Here is a 16124-nt window from a genome sequence, read left to right as displayed (position 1 = left end):
CCGTTACTCTTCCTCAGTAATCGGCCGCGTGCGCCAGCTTGCGTATAGCGTCGGAACTGCGCTGAACAATGCCATCATGTAAAAGCCGAGCGCCATTAGTTCTTGTTGAGCTGCAGAGGCTGACCATATCTGCATCGCCAGTAGCCCAACGGTTAGCCATATTCCGGCAAATCCTGCCGCTGTTGTTGTTGCCAGCCCAACCATAAATGAGTCGCGTCGCTGCTTCCGCTCGTACTCATCCGCGCGCTCGTTCAACCGGCGTAGCGGACCCCAGATCGGCATCAGGTTGGCGATAAAAAAACCGGCCATGATTAGTGAATATCCGATCCAATAATCCCTGCCCGAATGCATCGCGCACCATGTAAGCCCGATGCTGGCCAGCAAGAGCGCCAACAACGGTAGCCAGCGTAAATGTCGCCTGCGTGGCGTTCCCTCTGCCAGGGAAGGTATGCCGGTCCATTCCACCGATCGATCGAGCCAGAGAAGGAAGCGGTGCCGCCGGTCATTCATTGGTCAATTCCCGTTCGTCGCAAAGTGGTTCCGATTGCCTCAAAAGGGGTGAGCGAAAATATCAGCTCGACGGGCACATCGAATACCGCGGCGACCTTTAGCGCCAGTTCGAGGCTCGGCTTATAATCGCCACGTTCAAGATAGCCGATCGTCTGCGGGTTGACGTCTACCACCTCTGCGAGCTGTCGGCGCGACAGCCCATGTTCAGCACGGAAGATGGCGATCCTGTTGTGCATGGTTTTAAGAAAATGCCTACTCACGACGATTCGTTGTATTTACACAACAAATCGCAGTTGTGGTCAACTGTTTTAACGCAATCTCCGCCTCGGAGTTGAGCGTTTATCCACCTCGACGTGCCCGATAGCTGCTTGGCCGGTAAGTACCCACATCCGAGCATTCTTGTCGCAACGAATTGTAGTCTTCGTCCAGGCAGTCGGCGACCAAGCCCAGTGACTCAAATGAGGGCGTAGCTGACAGCAGTCAAATCCTTGGACAAGCGCTCCTAAGAGAGTAGCAGGCCGTTCCTGCGACGGATATTGGGCGAAGATGCAGGCGTTTGTTATCGGGGCGAAGCCGCGTCATCTCTCGCGCTACGTTACGAGCCGGGACGCAATCTGTATTTCGATCGCCAGCCGCTGTTTCGGGGACATCGAAGATCAAGGAGATAGCGGACCAATTCCACCTCCTCCCGCATCGCTTGCCCAAAGCGGCGCGGGCGGCGTACCCTGCGTCATGCTCGAAGCGACTGCCGATGATGACGACAAGCTCGAACTCGATATCGAGGGGTGGGAGGGGCCGCTCGACCTGCTGCTCGCACTTGCGCGCACGCAAAAGGTCGATTTGCGCGAAATCTCGATCCTCGAACTGGTCGAGCAATATCTCGCTTATGTCGAGGGTGCGCGCGCGCTCAAGCTTGAGGTCGCGGCCGATTATCTGGTTATGGCGGCCTGGCTCGCTTATCTCAAATCCGCGCTGCTGCTGCCGCGCGATCCGGAAATCGAACCCAGCCCCGAAGAGCTTGCCATGCGGCTTCAGCTTCGCCTCGAACGGCTGAATGCGATGCGCGAGGCAGGGGCGCGGCTGATGGCGCGCGACCGGATGGGGCGCGATATCTTCCCGCGCGGCAATCCCGAAGGGCTGCGAACGATCCGCAAGGCGCGCTGGCAGGCCGAAATCTATGATCTCATCGCCGCCTATGGCCGGGTGAGCGCGCGAACGCGACCCGTCATGCATGTCGTTGCACAGCGGCCGGTAATGACGCTGGAAACCGCGATTCAACGGGTGTCGGCGATGCTGGGGCAGCGCGTCGACTGGGCGACGATCGAAACTTTCCTGCCCGCCGATGCCGCACCCGGCTATCGCAAATCGGCGCTCGCCTCCAGCTTCCTCGCGGCGCTTGAACTTGCGCGGCAGGGCAAGGTGGAGTTGCGCCAGAAATCGCCCTTCGCGCCGCTTTATCTGAAGGGTACGGCGTGACCCCGCCCGACGAGGTCATGCGCGCGGTGGAGGCGGTGTTGTTCGCTGCCGAAGCACCGCTGACAGTGCAGGAGATCGGATCGCATGTCGGCGCAGGCGATATCCGCGCGGCGCTCTATGCGCTGGCCGACGATTATGGCCCGCGCGGGATCAACCTCGTCCGCCGGGGTGAACGCTGGCATTTCGAAACGGCGGGCGACATGGCGCATTTCCTGCGCCGCGATCGTGAAGAGCCGCGCAAGCTGAGCCGCGCCGGCACCGAAACGCTTGCCATCATCGCCTATCACGAACCGGTCACGCGGGCCGAGATCGAATCGATTCGCGGGGTGCAGATTTCTAAAGGTACGCTCGACGTGCTGATGGAGGCTGGGTGGATACGCCCCGCCGGCCGCAGGGAAGTGCCCGGCCGCCCGCTCACTTTTGCGACGACTCAGGCGTTTCTCGACCATTTCGGGCTGGCCAGTCGCCGCGACCTGCCCGGAATCGACGATCTTCGCGCGGCGGGGCTGCTCGATCCGGTCGATCTTGCGTTGGAAAACGCGGTTTCAGGAGAAAATGAAGACGAGGTGGAAAGCGACGGCGATAAGGTTTAGATAGGGTTGCAACCGGGGCGCGGTTATTTCGCAAGCGCCCCCATATCGACTTGGAGAATTACCATGGGCGGCCTGAGCATCTGGCATTATCTCGTCCTCGGCATCGTCATCCTTCTGCTGTTCGGCAAGGGCCGGTTTTCGGATATGATGGGCGACGTGGCCAAGGGCATCAAAAGCTTCAAACACGGCATGGCCGATGAAGACGAGCAGGCCGAGAGCCGTGAGCGCAAGGAACCGTCGCGCATCGAGGCGCAGCGCGTTAGCGAGCCGCGGTACGAGCAGGAGGCCGAGCGGCATCGCGAAGAGCGGTGATCGTTCGCCGCCGACATTTTGCGCCCCTTTTGCTGATGGCCCGTTTGCGGGTGGCCTGACAGGACGTACATGCTGGACATCGGTTCGACCGAACTGATCATGGTCGCCCTTGTGGCGCTGGTCGTCATCGGTCCCAAGGATTTGCCAAAGGCGATGCGGGTCGTGGGCTATTGGGTCGGCCGCGCCCGGTCGATCACGCGCCAGTTCCGCTCGGGCTTCGATGCGATGGTGCGCGAGGCCGAACTGGCCGAGATGGAAAAGAAATGGGCCGAGGAAAACGACCGCATCATGCGCGAACATCCCGGCCCCGCGCCCGCTCCGTTGCCCGCGCCGCCCGCCGGTGATGACACAGGAGCGCGTGATATTCGCGAAGCGCCCGACAAAGACGCGCCCGCCGCAATGGTCGAACAACCCGTGATTCGCGACGATACGCCGCCGGCCGAAAGCGACCCACCGGAAAGCGAAGCAGCCGAGCCTGCGCCGAAGCGCGACACCGACAGCGGCGATACCAGCCGATGAGGGATATCGACGACAGCCAGGCCCCGCTGCTCGACCATCTGATCGAACTGCGGCGACGGCTGCTATATTGCGTGGTCGCGCTGCTGGTGGCGTTCTTCGCCTGCTACGCCTTTGCCGAGCAGATTTTTGCCTTTCTGGTCCAGCCGCTGCTCCATGCGGGGCAGCAGAAGATCATCTTTACCCAGATTTTCGAAGCGTTCTTTGTCCGGATCAAGGTGGGGTTCTTCGCCGCCTTGATGGTTTCGTTCCCAATCATCGCCAACCAGTTGTGGCAGTTCATCGCGCCGGGCCTGTATCGCAAGGAAAAGCGGGCGTTGCTGCCCTTTCTCCTCGCCACGCCGATCCTGTTCCTGATGGGGGCTGCGATGGCATATTACGTCGCGGTGCCGGTCGCGCTGCATTTCCTGCTTAGCTATCAGGGCAATTTCGGGGGGATCCAGCAGGAGGCGTTGCCTTCGGTCGGCAATTATCTCGATTTCGTCATGCAGTTCCTGTTCGCCTTTGGCCTTGCCTTCCTGCTGCCGGTGCTGCTGATGCTGCTCGAACGGGCGGGGATCGTCAGCCGCGAACAACTGGTCGGAGCGCGGCGCTATGCCATTGTCGGGGCGTTCGGCGTCTCGGCGGTGCTTACTCCACCCGATATCGGATCGCAGCTCCTGTTGGCGCTGCCGCTATGCGTTCTTTACGAACTGGCGCTGATCGGCATCTGGTTCACCGAAAAGAAGCGCGCCGAGGCGGCCGAAGAGGAACGCGCGGACGCGACCTGACCGCAGGCCGGACTGCGGCGACGCGCGTGCGCCAAAACCGACGCGCATAAAAAACGGGCCACGCGTTGCCGCGCGGCCCGGTGAATGACCAAAAGGGAAAGCGGTTTTACTTCGCGTCGTCGGCGGTCTTCGCGACGGTGTCGCCGGCCGACGAAACGTCCTGGCCCATGCCTTCAACGGTGTTGCAGGCCGCGACGAGCATCACGCCGGCAAGCGCGGCGGCAGTCAGAAACTTCTTACGCATGTAATTCTCCATCACTTGCTGAGCCAAGAACAAATACCTGTACCCCATAAACGTTCCGCGGCAACAATGTTTGCATGGAAAAAACAGCGGCGATGTATCGGGAAAGATTTTAGGCCCGGAAGCACCACCGGGGGGGAGGGGGTTGATGCTTCCGGGCCCATGTCTTGGATAGCGAGAGCGGGGGGGCAAAAGGTCGCTATCCGAAGTGTAGAACGTCACGTTTGGAAGTAGGTTCCTGCACAGACCGATTTTATTTATGCCTCGCGCGGCATCTGCAAAATCAGGCGAGACCGAGCACCGGGATGCTGATTTCGTACGCGCCGACCAGCGGATCGTAATGCAGTTTCGCGCGAAGCTGGCGCGAAAGACCGGTGATGATCCGACCATAGCGGGTTTCGTTCAGCGTATCGAATGCCGCGCTCTGCACCAATGCCGGCGAACTCAGCCGCAGCGTTGCGCATTCCTTGGGATCGCCGGGTTTTAGCGAGATGTTCACCGCGGCCGATCCCGAACATTTCATTGCCAACTCCACCAATTCGGTGAGCAGGAAGGCGACCGCGACGGCGGTGTCCTGCGAAACCAGAAACGGATCGAGGTCGAGCGTGATTCGCAGCCCGGAAGCAGAGGCTGGGGCGGTCGCGCGGATGTTGGAGGCAAGTTCGCCCAGCACCGAACGCAGTTCGAGACCGTGATTTTCCTCCATCTCGGCATAATGATAGCGGTGGACCACCGCCAGCGCGTCGACCCGCCGCTGGATCGATGCATAGGCCTGGCCCGCCTCCTCGCCATGTGCGCTGCGCGCGTGGAAGTTGATGAGGCTGGCGATGACCTGAAGGTTGTTCTTTACCCGGTGATGGACCTCGCGGGTCAGACGGGTCTGGCGCACCAGTCCCTCGGCCAGGTCGGCTTCGTGCGCGCGTACGGTCTTGCTGATATCGGTGAAGGTATTGCCCAGTTCACGGATTTCGCGCGCGGGCATGTCGCTGCTTGGCATCGGTTCGATGACTTCGCCAGGCTGATATTCGCCCACGCTGCGATGCAGGCGGCGGAGCGGCCGGATCAGCAACCGGTCCACCACGAACCATCCGATTCCCGCGGCGGCGGCCCACATCACCAGCGGCAACAGCATCGATACCAGCAGCGGGGAGGTGATCGGCGCGGCGCGCACCGACATGTCCAGCGTCATTCCGTCGAGGCCGAGCGGCGTGGCGATCCGCTCCCGCCGGTCCAATGGTCCGTGCGAGGCAAGCGTCTCCAGCGCCAGTTCGCTCCCGTCGCGCGAAAGCGACGCCGCATAGGGCGGAATGAAGCCTGAGGGCCGGGCGACTCGCGACAGGAAATCGGTGGGAAAGAAAGCCAGCGCATGCGCGGACGACTGATCGCTGCGAACCGATAGCAGCACGCCTTCCTTTTCGATAATTTCGGCGCTGAAACGCTCATCGGGTTCGGGAACGGGCGGGGCATAGCCCATCGCCTCCCCGCACAACAGGCGGTCCTGCGGGCCGAAAACGGCAAATTTCGTACCGGCAGCGAATTGCTGCGCGAACACCCCCTGCACGCGCGCGCACCCAGGCCGGTTGTCGGGATCGCGTTCCAGTGTATTCAGCGCGACCCGGAGCGCCGTCATATCGCCAACCAGTTCGTTGGCGAGCGCGCGCGATCCTTCCGCCGCCGCGACGCGCAGGCGTGCACGGGCTTCCAGATCGGCGACTCGTGTGGTTTGCAGCGTGGCGAACAGCGCGATCAGCGCAAGCGGCAATAATCCGCCGCTGAGGATCAAAAATACCTTGGCGCCGGTCGGCACACGGGCGAGCGCCGAGGCCGGCCGTTCAGCCTCGTCTCGCTGTGGTCCGGAATCGGTCATCGCATTTTTGGTTAACCGAGCTTTTTCAGCAGGTTCATCAGGTCGTCCGGCACATCCTCGTCAATCGCCTCGCGATAAACGGCGCGCAGCGCATTCCCGACATCGGCATCGGGATTCGTTTTCCTGTCGGGATTCGGCTTGCCGCCCTTGGCCGCAGCGTCGTCACTTTCCTGTCGATCGGCGTCGGATCGCACCATTTTCCCCTCAAAATACCGGTCGCAAATCGCCGGAAAATGCGGATACGTCAATAGACGGCGGGCCGGAGAATTTTGCTGCCGGTCCGGCCGTATTCGTCGTGATGAAACCAAATAGTCCTTCGTTGGTTCCGTCATTTGGTGCAATTTGGGGGAAGGCGCGCCATCCCCCGCGCGCCGCCGATACTATAGCTATGATATCCCGGGAAATATTATACCGGGCCAATATGCAGGAGACGCACCCACCCATGTCGCTAGGACAGCAGCTTGCCCCGCATCTTCCTTTTTTGCGGCGCTATGGCCGCGCCCTGACGGGCAGCCAGCAAGAGGGCGACCGTTATGTTCGCGCCGCGCTGGAAGCGATCGTCGCGGCCCCCGAAGAATTTCCCAAGGATGTCGATCCGCGCCTCGGCCTGTACCGCATGTTTCAGGGGATATGGTCCTCCACCCATCCCGACGATTGGGAAGAGCAGGAGGAGACCGCGGCGGGCAGCGAAGCGATCGCGCGCGCGCGGCTGGCGCGTATTGCGCCGGTGTCGCGACAGGCGCTGCTGCTGACCGCGATGGAAGGCTTCACGATCGAAGATACCGGTTATCTGATCGATACGACGCCGGAAGAGGTCGAACGGCTGGTCGGCGAAGCGCTTGAGGAGATCGAGAAGCAGACCCGGTCAAAGGTGCTGATCATCGAGGATGAACCGATCATCGCGATGGACATCGAAACGATCGTCCGTGATCTGGGGCATGATGTGACCGGCGTCGCCGTCACCCGCGACGAAGCGGTGGCGCTGGCGATGGAGGATCGCCCCGGTCTCGTTCTTGCCGATATTCAGCTTGCCGATGACAGTTCGGGGATCGATGCGGTCAAGGATATCCTTGAACAGTTCAATGTTCCGGTGATCTTCATCACCGCCTTCCCGGAACGGCTGCTGACCGGCGAGCGGCCCGAACCGACCTTCCTGATTACCAAGCCGTTCCAGCGTTCGACGGTAAAGGCCGCGATCAGCCAGGCACTTTTTTTCGATCAGTCCACGGTTCCGGCGGGCTGATTTACGACCGATAAACCTGAAAAGAGATTGCGGGGGAGTGATGCACCATGGATGACGGAAACGAAGAGGTTCATGTCAACACCGATCGCGCACGCGGCGGCGCCACGCCGCATATGACGCGATACATCCTCGCAATCTCGCTGGCACTCATCATCGTGATCTTCGCCGTTATCGTGTGGAGCGGCACCTGATCCGTTTCTCTCGGCGGATGCTATGGCAATCCGGCGGGTTCCATCCTATGTGTGCTTTCGGCTCACTGGGGGAGCGCCGGATTTTCCTTTATGTCGAATGAGATGTGATGACGGGATCGACTGAAAACGGTGCGGCGGACGCGGCGGACGAAAACGGCCATGTTTCGCTGCCTGATAACGAATTCAAGGACCAGCTGGCTCAGGTAATTCCGCATCTTCGCGCGTTCGGCCGTTCGCTTTCCGGCAGTCGCGACCTTGCCGACGACCTGGTGCAGGAAACGCTGATGAAGGCGTGGGCCGCGCGCAAGCGGTTTCAGGCCGGAACCAATATGCGTGCCTGGACCTTCATCATCCTGCGCAACCTTTATCTTTCCCAGATGCGCCGAGCGCGCTTCAAAGGAGAATGGGATGATCTGGTTGCCGACCGGCTGCTCGCCGCCCCGGCCAGCCAGGATCGTCACGTCGAACTCGCCGACATGCAGCGTGCGCTTCTCCACCTGCCACAGCCGCAGCGTGAGGCGTTGATCCTCGTCGGCGCCGGTGGCTTTGCCTATGAAGAAGCGGCCGAAATCTGCAATGTGGCGGTGGGAACGATCAAAAGCCGGGTCGCACGCGGCCGGGTGGCGCTCGAAAATATTCTCAGCGATGGACAACTTTCGCCACGTTCCGAAAGCAGGGCGGAGAATTCGAGCGCGCTCGAAACAATCATGGGTGAAGTGGACGACCTCAGCCGCGATCGCTGATCGTGGTCGGCGCACGGCTTTCAGGCGCTGCCTAGTTGTGCCCGGAGTGCGCCGGAACATCGTCCAGCCGGTTGAGCGCCCTTGCCATATCGTCCGGCAGGCCGCGATCGCGGTCATACGCATTACGGAGGGCCGATCCCACCGCGTCATAGACGCGGGGGGTCTCGACCGTTACCGGCCGGGACTTGGCGTTCTGTGCTGACATGGGCATGTGTGACATGCGTTACCAACCCGGTATTTCGGGATTGGTTTCCAGTCTGGAAACAAAAATCGATGAAATAACGGTGACCTGATGGAATCGAACGAAGTAGCGATCGACGAATCACTCGATCGCGCACGGCGTTTTTCGCCGTTCTTGGCGATGACCATGAATCGCGAAGAAGGTTTGATCGCCGACATCGAATCGGCACTTTCCAATCCATTATCTTATAGTGGGATTGCCGATTCGGCGGTGCCGGTTCCGAAACGGATGCGTATTGCCCGGCGGCGGCTGGCGCTGGTTACCGCCATTGGCGATCTTTCGGGGCGCTATCCCCTCGAACGCGTCACCGGTCTGCTCAGCGATTTCGCCGACCGCGCGCTGGACCTCGCCATCCGCACCGCGATCACCGAACGCGTTCCCGATGCGCAGCCGTGCGGCTTTGTCGGCATCGCACTCGGCAAGCTGGGCAGTCGCGAGCTCAACTATTCGTCCGATATCGATCCGATTCTTCTCTACGATCCCGAAACACTGCCCGTCCGGCCGAATGAGGTGATCGAGGACGGCGCTGCCCGGATCGCCCGGCGCGTGGTCGAACTGCTTCAGGCGCGCGACGGTGACGGCTATGTGCTTCGTGTCGATCTGCGCCTGCGCCCCTCGCCGGAGGCGACGCCGCCCGCCCTGCCGGTGGACGCGGCGATCTCCTATTATGAATCGCAGGCGCTGCCCTGGGAGCGCGCCGCCTTCATCCGGGCGCGGGCCGCGGCGGGCGATATCGCGCTCGGCGAACGCTTTCTCGATGCGATCCGACCCTTTGTCTGGCGTCGTTCGCTCGATTTCGGAACGATCGGCGAAATCCGATCGATCAGCAGCCGGATTCGCGACCATTATGACAGCGTGCAGAAATTCGGCCCCGGTTACGACCTGAAGCGCGGGCGTGGCGGGATACGTGAGATCGAATTTTTTGCTCAGGTCCACCAACTGATCCATGGCGGGCGCGATCCCGAACTTCGCGTTCCCGCGACGATGGACGCGCTTGCCGCACTGGGCGGGGCGGGGTGGATCGATGCCGGGGAAGCGGAAGAACTGGCCGCCGCCTATCGCCTGTTGCGCACGATCGAGCATCGCGTTCAGATGATCGACGACCGCCAGACCCATTTGCTGCCTGAACGGGTAGAGGCGCTCGATGGCGTGGCTGCGCTTCACGGCGCGCGTTCGGGCGAAGCGCTGCTCGATACGCTTCGCCCGCATGTGGCGTTCGTGGCGACCCTGTACGACGCGCTGGAGGGTGAGGATGATCGCGCGCTTCCCGCCGATGGCGACCGGCTGCGCGAGCGGTTGGAGGCGGCGGGGTTCCCCGATGGAGAAAGCGCCGCGCGCCTGATCGGCAAGTGGCGAAGCGATGCGTATCGTGCGCTCCGTACCGGCGCTGCCAAGGAAGCGATGGAGGACGCGCTGCCCGGAATCGTCGATGCGCTCGCCGCGTCGGCCGATCCGCATTCGGCGCTGCTGCGCCTCGACAAGCTGCTTGCCGGGCTGCCCAGCGCGATCAATTTCTTTCGTCTCCTCGAAGCGCAGCCTTCGCTTGCCGGGCTGCTCAGCGCGATACTCTGCCATGCGCCCACGCTTGCCGATGCGCTCGGCCTGCGCACCTCGCTGCTCGACGGGCTGATCGACGCCAGTGCGCTCGATCCCGTCGCCGACGTGGCGGGTCTGGTTGCCGAGATGCGCCCGCGCGAACGCGGCTGCGATTATGAGCGGCTGCTCGACCATGTCCGCCGCGTGGTGGGGGAAAAACGCTTCGCGCTGGGGGCGCAGATCATCGCCGGGGCAAGCGATCCGCTCGCGGTGTCGGCGGGCTATTCGCGCGTGGCCGAAGCGGCGATAGAGGTTGTCGCGGCGGCCACGATCGCCGAATTCGCTCAGCGCCACGGCCATGTCCCCGACAGCGAGCTGGTCATCCTTGCGCTCGGCCGCCTTGGCGGCGGCGCGCTGACCCATGCGTCCGACCTCGACCTGATCTTCGTGTTCACCGGGGACCATTCCGCCGAATCGGACGGGAAGAAGCCGCTGGGCGCGGTGCTCTATTATAACCGGCTGGCGCAGCGGATCACTGCCGCGCTGTCGGTCGCGACCGCGGTCGGGCCGCTGTACGAGGTCGACACCCGGTTGCGTCCCTCGGGCGCACAGGGGCCGATCTCGGTCTCGCTTACGGGGTTCGCCAGATATCAGCGCGAGGACGCGTGGACCTGGGAACATATGGCGCTCACCCGCGCGCGGGCCGTATTCGGTTCTGATGCGGCGCGCGATGCGGTGCAGCGCGAAATCGATGCGGTGCTCGCCGGGGCGCGGCCGAAGCGGGACATCGCGCGGGAGGCGACGAAGATGCGTGCGGAAATGGCCGCGCATAAACCGCCGCTCGGCCCGCTTGACGCGAAGTTGCTACCAGGCGCGCTGGTCGATCTGGAATTTGCCGTCCATGTCCGGCAACTGCGCCACCGAACCGGTTTCGATCCGCATCTGGGTGCGGCGATAGATACGCTTAGCGGGGAGGGGCTGTTGCCGCCCGCGATGCGCGAGGCGCATGATTTTCTCACGCGTCTGCTGGTGACGCTGCGCCTTGTCGCGCCCGATGCGCAGCCGCCCGCGCCAGCCTCTCGCGCGCTGGTGGCGCGGGCGGTGCAGGCGGACGACTGGGACGCGATGGTTGCGCGCTTCGATGCGACCCGGCAGGAGGTGCGCGATTGCTGGGCGCTTGTCGCGAGCCCGGAAGGAGAAGAGTGACATGGCGATGCAAGAGGGCGATCCGCTGCCCGATATCGATCTCGACCTGCCCGACGGCGGCACGGTGAACCTGAAAAGCTGTGCCGGAAAGCCGTTCGTGCTGTATTTCTATCCCAGGGACGATACGTCGGGCTGCACGCGCGAGGCGCAGGATTTCAGCGCGATGATTGGCGAATTCGACGCCGCCGGCGCGCGCATTCTTGGCGTATCGAAGGACTCGCCCGAAAAGCATCGCAAGTTCATCGGCAAATATGCGCTAACCGTCCCGCTGGCGAGCGATCCCGACGGCAGCGCGCTCGAAACATTCGGCGCCTGGGTCGAAAAGAATATGTACGGCCGCAAATATATGGGCATCGAACGTTCGACCTTTCTGTTTGATGCGAGCGGGCGCCTTGCCCATGTCTGGCGCAAGGTGCGGGTCGCCGGCCATGCCGAAAAAGTGCTGGCCGCGGTAAAAGCGCTTCCCGCCGCGTGACGGGGGCCAGCCTTGCCGCCGCCTGCCGGTCGGTGCTGCAGTGCGCCGACCCTCGCGAGAAGGTAAAGGCGGCGCGGGCGGCGGCGCGCGCCTGGCGTCGCGGCGGGCTTTCGCACGAATTCGATGTTGTCATGCCCGATGAACCCGGTCGCCCGGCTCGTCCCGATCTTTTGCCGCCATCGCGGATGCCCCGGCGCGGGCGGGCGGGTTCCACTCGTTCGCGCATCGCGCTGCTGCACGCGCTCGCGCATATCGAATTCGTCGCCATCGATCTGGCTTTCGACATGGCGGGACGGTTCGGGGGGCAGTTTCCGCGCGGCTTTGCCGATGACTGGATTGGCGTCGGCGCGGATGAAGCGATGCACTTCGCGCTTCTCGACCGACGTTTGCGCACGCTTGGCAGCGGCTATGGCGCGCTGCCCGCCCATGCCGGTTTGTGGGAAGCGGCATCGGCAACCGCGCACGATGCCCGCGCGCGGCTCGCGGTGGTTCCGATGGTGCTGGAAGCGCGCGGACTGGACGTCACGCCCGAGACTGTTGCGCGTATGCGCGCCGCTGGTGATGATGCCAGCGCGCGCATCCTTGAACGCATCTATACCGACGAAATCCGCCATGTCGGTGCGGGCACGAAATGGTTCGAATTTTCGTGTCGGGATGCGCGAATCGAACCCGAAAGCGAGTGGAGAACGCTGGTGCGCCGCCATTTTCGGGGAAGCGTTAAGCCGCCATTCAACGACTCGGCGCGCGGTCGCGCCGGTTTAACGCGTGAATATTATACACCTCTTGCCATTGGTGAACTTACCTAACAGGCTGCGAATTGTCTGAAGGGCCGCGGGGGCAAGCGGTCTTATGGGTAAATCTTTGTTTTTGCGGTCGCTTGCCAGCGGCTGCGCAATGATCGCCGGGGAAGAATGGAAATCAGCTACCAGAATTCGAACGCGTCATTTGCTTCGCGGTTCCAGAATTTTTTTACGACACGCGACATCATCCTGCACGACGGCCACGACCTTCGCCGTTTCAGCGTTTCCGGTCGCGCCCAGGCGTTAATCGCCGGCGTGGCGGCGGTGGCGCTGGGTTTTTCGGCTTATGGCGCGGCGAACGCGGCTGAGAGCCTGGTTTCGGGCGACGGCGCGAACGATGCCGCCGCGAAGCTATCGCGGATGCAATCGCGCCTTACGGGAATGCAGGCCGATTTCGCTGCGGTGAAGGAAGTTGCGGCGCGCCGCGCTGCCGCTGTCGAACGCCGCCAGAAACTGATTGCCGCCGTGCTGAGCGGGCAGGGGGCGCCGGGTGATTTCGACGTCGCCGCGCTGACGCGCGGGGAGGGCGAAACGAACAACGCCGCTGCGGCGGACGCCACCGCGCCGTTGCGCAAGGTCGAGGCGCGTCAGGTTGCGTTCGCGGTAAAGGCCCGGCACACGGCCGAGGCACGCTATCGCACCACCGCGCAGCATCTGCGACAGCTGGGTATCTCGCCCGACCGGTTCGCGCCTGCGGTGGGCGGCCCGTTCGAGCCCGTCGACGCGGCCGAGATGAAGGCGAGCAATGCCGCCGACAAACAGTTCCATTCGCTTTTCATGGCGTGGAAGAAGCTCGACAGCCTTGAACAGGCGGTGATTTCGATCCCGTCGATTCAGCCCGTCGCGCATGTGACGTTCAGCAGCACCTTTGGCGTTCGGGGGGATCCGTTCAACGGCCGCTCGGCGATGCATTCGGGCGTCGATATTCCCGGGCCGCTGGGAACGCCGGTCTATGCTACCGCGGACGGCATTGTCGATCGCGCTGGTCGTGCGGGCGGGTATGGCAATCTGATCGAGATCAACCATGGCCGCGGTATCGAAACACGCTATGGCCATTTGTCGAAAATCATCGTGGAAAATCACCAGCGCGTTCATCGCGGCGATCTGATCGGGCTGATGGGCTCCACCGGCCGTTCGACCGGAAGTCATCTCCATTATGAAGTCCGGATCGACGGCCATGCGGTCAACCCGGAACCCTATCTCGAAAACGCCAATTATCTTGCTTCGGTGCAGGATCGCGCGGTGAAGACCGCTGATGCGGGCGTGGGCGGTCCGGCCGAAGACTGATCGGTTATCGGTTTCGAATGATGGAGCGACGGGGATGCGCGGCTTGTCTGCGCGCCCCGTTGATCTTATCTCTCCAGCTATGGCAGACACGCTTTCCACCGACGACATCCGCCTGACCTCGGCTGCTGCGACTCGTGTCGCGGCGATTGCGGACAAGCAGGGCAAACCCGCCATATTGCGGCTTTCGGTCGAGGGTGGGGGCTGTTCGGGCTTTCAGTATAAATTCGGGCTGGCCGACGCGGTGGAAGATGACGACACCATTGCCGAAACCGACGGGGTACGTTTGGCGGTCGATTCGGTCAGCATGGATCTGGTGCGCGGCAGCGCGGTGGATTTTGTCGAATCACTTGGTGGTGCGGCGTTTCGCGTGGAAAACCCAAATGCTGCTGCGGGATGTGGTTGCGGCTCTTCCTTCGCGATCTGATCGCTGGTGAAGATCGTCAGCTATAACGTGAACGGGATAAAGGCGCGCCTGCCGCGCCTGATCGAATATCTCGACGCGGAAAAACCTGATGTCGTGTGTCTGCAGGAACTGAAATCCTCGGATGAAACCTTTCCCGAACGCGATATTCGCGATGCTGGATACGGCGCGGTCTGGCACGGGCAAAAGGGGTTTAACGGTGTCGCCATACTTACGCGCGGCGGTGATCCGAAAGAGCGGCGGCGCGGCCTTGATGGCGATCCCGACGATACGCACAGCCGCTATCTGGAGGCGGAGGTCGACGGCCTGATCGTGGCGTCGATCTATCTGCCCAACGGCAATCCGCTGCCGGGCCCCAAATTCGATTACAAAATCGCCTGGTTCGACCGGTTGCTTGATCGTGCGGCGACTCTGCTGGCGGAAGAGCGGCCGGTGGTGCTCGCCGGCGATTACAATGTCATTCCCAATGACGACGATGTCTTTTCGGTCGGTGCGATGGGGTCCGATGCGCTGATGCAACCCGAATCGCGCGCCGCCTATCGACGGCTACTGGCGCAAGGGTGGACCGACAGCCTGCGCACTCGCTTTCCGGGCGGTGGCGTATGGACGTTCTGGGATTATCAGGCGGGCGCGTGGCAGCGCGATTGCGGCTTTCGGATCGATCATCTGCTGCTCAGTCCGCAGGCGGCGGATCGTTTCGGCGATGCCGGTGTCGACAAATCCTGGCGCGGACTGGAAAAGGCAAGCGACCATGCACCAACCTGGGTCCGGCTGCGTCAGGGATAAAATGGTTCGGCTTTCAGCGCTGATGGCCTGCGAATATGGTTTTTTCGCGGTTGCCGATGCGCATGTGCGGAATCCGGACCGCGCCGAAATCCTGCGTCAAAGCTGGTGAAAGTTGAAGGTGGCGTTCAGGCAAAATACCAATATGCCGGCACTCAGCGATGCGATCACCCGGGCAATCAGATAATAGACGCCAAGCCCGTCGTTCAGCGCGGTGAACATCGCCAGGATCAGTGCCAGCCCGGCACAGGCATTCATCAGAAAGATCAGATATCCGGCGATAAAACCTCGTTCGCTGCCCGGAAAGATCCACCAGCGCGCCAGCAGATAATGCAGCGCATTGGCCCCGATAAACGCGCTTGCGGTCGCCGGTATCTTTTGCATCCCCAATTGCCCGACCAGCAGCCACAGCGCGATTAGATCGATCGCGAACGTTCCCGCCGATGCAACTGCGTTGCGCGCGAACATTCCGGATGCGCGAAGGCTGAACAGCCGGGCGAACAAAGGTCTGGTGGTGCGTGGTGCGGTAAGTGGGGAACAGGACACATTGTCATAACGATGGCCGTCTCGACGGGTTTCGCGGGCCGGGGTTCGTTTGCGGCATACCGGTCCGGGAATATGGTGCGCCGCACCGCCATAGCGAAATGTCTTCCGCCGCACGCCGTTTTCGCACGATCCATCGGTTTTGAAGCAATTTTGCGTGGCTATTAGTGGTTTGTAATCCCAATTCGTGATAGCGCCGCCCACGCTTATGGATTTCGGTTTGTTTGCAATCCGGTATCCCGGCCGCGTAATGGCCCGTGCTACTGTTGCCAAAATGCCAGATTCGCTCATTTATTTACGGAATGGGCTGATTTGTGCGATGCGGCGATTGAACTGCGGCGTTATTGATGCGTTTATTGGATGATCCGTC

General features: G+C 62.2%; 21 protein-coding genes. 14 read left to right on the top strand and 7 right to left on the bottom strand.

Translation table 11 applies throughout. The features are described from left to right. Positions 1–3: 3 nt before the first annotated feature. On the bottom strand, positions 4–510 hold the full coding sequence (locus KY084_RS02310) for a hypothetical protein (protein ID WP_219236833.1): 507 nt from the start codon (positions 508–510) through the stop codon (positions 4–6). Next, a complete protein-coding gene (locus KY084_RS02305; protein WP_219236832.1) occupies positions 507–746 on the bottom strand; it encodes a helix-turn-helix transcriptional regulator in 240 nt (79 codons plus the stop codon). The genes KY084_RS02310 and KY084_RS02305 overlap by 4 nt, the downstream gene beginning before the upstream one ends. Before the next feature lie 496 nt (positions 747–1242). Here KY084_RS02305 and KY084_RS02300 point away from each other — a divergent pair, with 496 nt between their 5' ends. From KY084_RS02300 to tatC, 5 genes are all read left to right on the top strand, one after another. Further along, complete coding sequence (locus KY084_RS02300) at positions 1243–1986, top strand: segregation and condensation protein A (protein WP_219236831.1); 744 nt, start codon at positions 1243–1245, stop codon at positions 1984–1986. Further along, the gene (gene scpB / locus KY084_RS02295) at positions 1983–2579 is read left to right on the top strand and encodes an SMC-Scp complex subunit ScpB (protein WP_219236830.1); all 597 of its coding nucleotides are present in this window, start codon (positions 1983–1985) and stop codon (positions 2577–2579) included. The genes KY084_RS02300 and scpB overlap by 4 nt, the downstream gene beginning before the upstream one ends. A 63-nt stretch (positions 2580–2642) precedes the next feature. Next, a complete protein-coding gene (locus tag KY084_RS02290; protein WP_219236829.1) occupies positions 2643–2891 on the top strand; it encodes a twin-arginine translocase TatA/TatE family subunit in 249 nt (82 codons plus the stop codon). A gap of 69 nt (positions 2892–2960) precedes the next feature. After that, the gene (tatB, locus tag KY084_RS02285; protein ID WP_219236828.1) at positions 2961–3410 is read left to right on the top strand and encodes a Sec-independent protein translocase protein TatB; all 450 of its coding nucleotides are present in this window, start codon (positions 2961–2963) and stop codon (positions 3408–3410) included. Continuing rightward, positions 3407–4177 (top strand): twin-arginine translocase subunit TatC, encoded by a 771-nt coding sequence (tatC, locus tag KY084_RS02280; RefSeq protein ID WP_219236827.1) that lies wholly within the window; start codon positions 3407–3409, stop codon positions 4175–4177. The genes tatB and tatC overlap by 4 nt, the downstream gene beginning before the upstream one ends. Positions 4178–4283: 106 nt before the next feature. Here tatC and KY084_RS02275 read toward each other — a convergent pair whose 3' ends face one another. The 3 genes from KY084_RS02275 to KY084_RS16245 all read right to left on the bottom strand — a co-directional run bounded on the left by KY084_RS02275 (position 4284) and on the right by KY084_RS16245 (position 6617). Beyond that, positions 4284–4421, bottom strand: coding sequence for an entericidin A/B family lipoprotein (locus KY084_RS02275; protein ID WP_219236826.1), 138 nt, complete (start codon positions 4419–4421; stop codon positions 4284–4286). 280 nt (positions 4422–4701) lie between these two features. After that, complete coding sequence (locus KY084_RS02270; RefSeq protein WP_219236825.1) at positions 4702–6285, bottom strand: sensor histidine kinase; 1584 nt, start codon at positions 6283–6285, stop codon at positions 4702–4704. A gap of 11 nt (positions 6286–6296) precedes the next feature. After that, positions 6297–6617 (bottom strand): NepR family anti-sigma factor, encoded by a 321-nt coding sequence (locus KY084_RS16245; RefSeq protein ID WP_246586812.1) that lies wholly within the window; start codon positions 6615–6617, stop codon positions 6297–6299. 110 nt (positions 6618–6727) lie between these two features. On the opposite strand from KY084_RS16245, the gene KY084_RS02260 reads away from it, so the two are divergent. From KY084_RS02260 to KY084_RS02250, 3 genes are all read left to right on the top strand, one after another. Then, a complete protein-coding gene (locus KY084_RS02260) occupies positions 6728–7528 on the top strand; it encodes a response regulator (RefSeq protein WP_219236824.1) in 801 nt (266 codons plus the stop codon). Between the two features lie 47 nt (positions 7529–7575). Then, positions 7576–7719 carry a hypothetical protein gene (locus tag KY084_RS02255; protein ID WP_219236823.1) on the top strand — a complete coding sequence of 48 codons (144 nt, stop codon included), beginning with the start codon at positions 7576–7578 and terminating at the stop codon, positions 7717–7719. 107 nt (positions 7720–7826) lie between these two features. Continuing rightward, positions 7827–8462: a sigma-70 family RNA polymerase sigma factor gene (locus tag KY084_RS02250; RefSeq protein ID WP_219236822.1), complete on the top strand. Its 636-nt coding sequence runs from the start codon at positions 7827–7829 to the stop codon at positions 8460–8462. A gap of 31 nt (positions 8463–8493) precedes the next feature. On the opposite strand, the gene KY084_RS02245 is transcribed toward KY084_RS02250, so the two are convergent. Next, positions 8494–8673: a hypothetical protein gene (locus KY084_RS02245; RefSeq protein ID WP_219236821.1), complete on the bottom strand. Its 180-nt coding sequence runs from the start codon at positions 8671–8673 to the stop codon at positions 8494–8496. A gap of 81 nt (positions 8674–8754) precedes the next feature. Here KY084_RS02245 and KY084_RS02240 point away from each other — a divergent pair, with 81 nt between their 5' ends. From KY084_RS02240 to xth, 6 genes are all read left to right on the top strand, one after another. Further along, entirely contained in the window at positions 8755–11445 is a 2691-nt protein-coding gene (locus KY084_RS02240) for a bifunctional [glutamine synthetase] adenylyltransferase/[glutamine synthetase]-adenylyl-L-tyrosine phosphorylase (protein ID WP_219236820.1), read from the top strand. Between the two features lies 1 nt (position 11446). Beyond that, positions 11447–11920, top strand: coding sequence for a peroxiredoxin (locus KY084_RS02235; RefSeq protein WP_219236819.1), 474 nt, complete (start codon positions 11447–11449; stop codon positions 11918–11920). After that, positions 11917–12726 (top strand): ferritin-like domain-containing protein, encoded by an 810-nt coding sequence (locus KY084_RS02230; protein WP_219236818.1) that lies wholly within the window; start codon positions 11917–11919, stop codon positions 12724–12726. Before KY084_RS02235 ends, KY084_RS02230 begins: the two co-directional genes overlap by 4 nt. A 105-nt stretch (positions 12727–12831) precedes the next feature. Beyond that, positions 12832–14007 carry a M23 family metallopeptidase gene (locus KY084_RS02225; RefSeq protein ID WP_219236817.1) on the top strand — a complete coding sequence of 392 codons (1176 nt, stop codon included), beginning with the start codon at positions 12832–12834 and terminating at the stop codon, positions 14005–14007. 79 nt (positions 14008–14086) lie between these two features. Next, a complete protein-coding gene (erpA, locus tag KY084_RS02220; RefSeq protein ID WP_219236816.1) occupies positions 14087–14431 on the top strand; it encodes an iron-sulfur cluster insertion protein ErpA in 345 nt (114 codons plus the stop codon). Between the two features lie 6 nt (positions 14432–14437). Further along, positions 14438–15214, top strand: coding sequence for an exodeoxyribonuclease III (xth, locus tag KY084_RS02215; RefSeq protein ID WP_219236815.1), 777 nt, complete (start codon positions 14438–14440; stop codon positions 15212–15214). Positions 15215–15310: 96 nt separating this feature from the next. On the opposite strand, the gene KY084_RS02210 is transcribed toward xth, so the two are convergent. Further along, positions 15311–15871, bottom strand: coding sequence for a GtrA family protein (locus KY084_RS02210; RefSeq protein ID WP_343227934.1), 561 nt, complete (start codon positions 15869–15871; stop codon positions 15311–15313). Between the last annotated feature and the right edge of the window lie 253 nt (positions 15872–16124).

The organism is Stakelama flava (genome assembly GCF_019351405.1).
Lineage (GTDB): Bacteria > Pseudomonadota > Alphaproteobacteria > Sphingomonadales > Sphingomonadaceae > Sphingomonas > Sphingomonas flava_A.
The sequence above is the reverse complement of the archived record's forward strand: the minus strand, read 5'-3'. Positions and strand labels throughout refer to the sequence as shown.

Excerpts from the sequence above, each read along its gene's own strand:
- KY084_RS02310 (WP_219236833.1), bottom strand. The coding sequence starts at position 510 with ATGAATGACCGGCGGCACCGCTTCCTTCTCTGGCTCGATCGATCGGTG.
- KY084_RS02305 (WP_219236832.1), bottom strand. The coding sequence starts at position 746 with ATGCACAACAGGATCGCCATCTTCCGTGCTGAACATGGGCTGTCGCGC.
- KY084_RS02300 (WP_219236831.1), top strand. The coding sequence starts at position 1,243 with ATGCTCGAAGCGACTGCCGATGATGACGACAAGCTCGAACTCGATATC.
- KY084_RS02290 (WP_219236829.1), top strand. The coding sequence starts at position 2,643 with ATGGGCGGCCTGAGCATCTGGCATTATCTCGTCCTCGGCATCGTCATC.
- tatB (WP_219236828.1), top strand. The coding sequence starts at position 2,961 with ATGCTGGACATCGGTTCGACCGAACTGATCATGGTCGCCCTTGTGGCG.
- tatC (WP_219236827.1), top strand. The coding sequence starts at position 3,407 with ATGAGGGATATCGACGACAGCCAGGCCCCGCTGCTCGACCATCTGATC.
- KY084_RS02275 (WP_219236826.1), bottom strand. The coding sequence starts at position 4,421 with ATGCGTAAGAAGTTTCTGACTGCCGCCGCGCTTGCCGGCGTGATGCTC.
- KY084_RS02270 (WP_219236825.1), bottom strand. The coding sequence starts at position 6,285 with ATGACCGATTCCGGACCACAGCGAGACGAGGCTGAACGGCCGGCCTCG.
- KY084_RS16245 (WP_246586812.1), bottom strand. The coding sequence starts at position 6,617 with ATGACGGAACCAACGAAGGACTATTTGGTTTCATCACGACGAATACGG.
- KY084_RS02260 (WP_219236824.1), top strand. The coding sequence starts at position 6,728 with ATGTCGCTAGGACAGCAGCTTGCCCCGCATCTTCCTTTTTTGCGGCGC.
- KY084_RS02255 (WP_219236823.1), top strand. The coding sequence starts at position 7,576 with ATGGATGACGGAAACGAAGAGGTTCATGTCAACACCGATCGCGCACGC.
- KY084_RS02250 (WP_219236822.1), top strand. The coding sequence starts at position 7,827 with ATGACGGGATCGACTGAAAACGGTGCGGCGGACGCGGCGGACGAAAAC.
- KY084_RS02245 (WP_219236821.1), bottom strand. The coding sequence starts at position 8,673 with ATGCCCATGTCAGCACAGAACGCCAAGTCCCGGCCGGTAACGGTCGAG.
- KY084_RS02240 (WP_219236820.1), top strand. The coding sequence starts at position 8,755 with ATGGAATCGAACGAAGTAGCGATCGACGAATCACTCGATCGCGCACGG.
- KY084_RS02235 (WP_219236819.1), top strand. The coding sequence starts at position 11,447 with ATGGCGATGCAAGAGGGCGATCCGCTGCCCGATATCGATCTCGACCTG.
- KY084_RS02225 (WP_219236817.1), top strand. The coding sequence starts at position 12,832 with ATGGAAATCAGCTACCAGAATTCGAACGCGTCATTTGCTTCGCGGTTC.
- erpA (WP_219236816.1), top strand. The coding sequence starts at position 14,087 with ATGGCAGACACGCTTTCCACCGACGACATCCGCCTGACCTCGGCTGCT.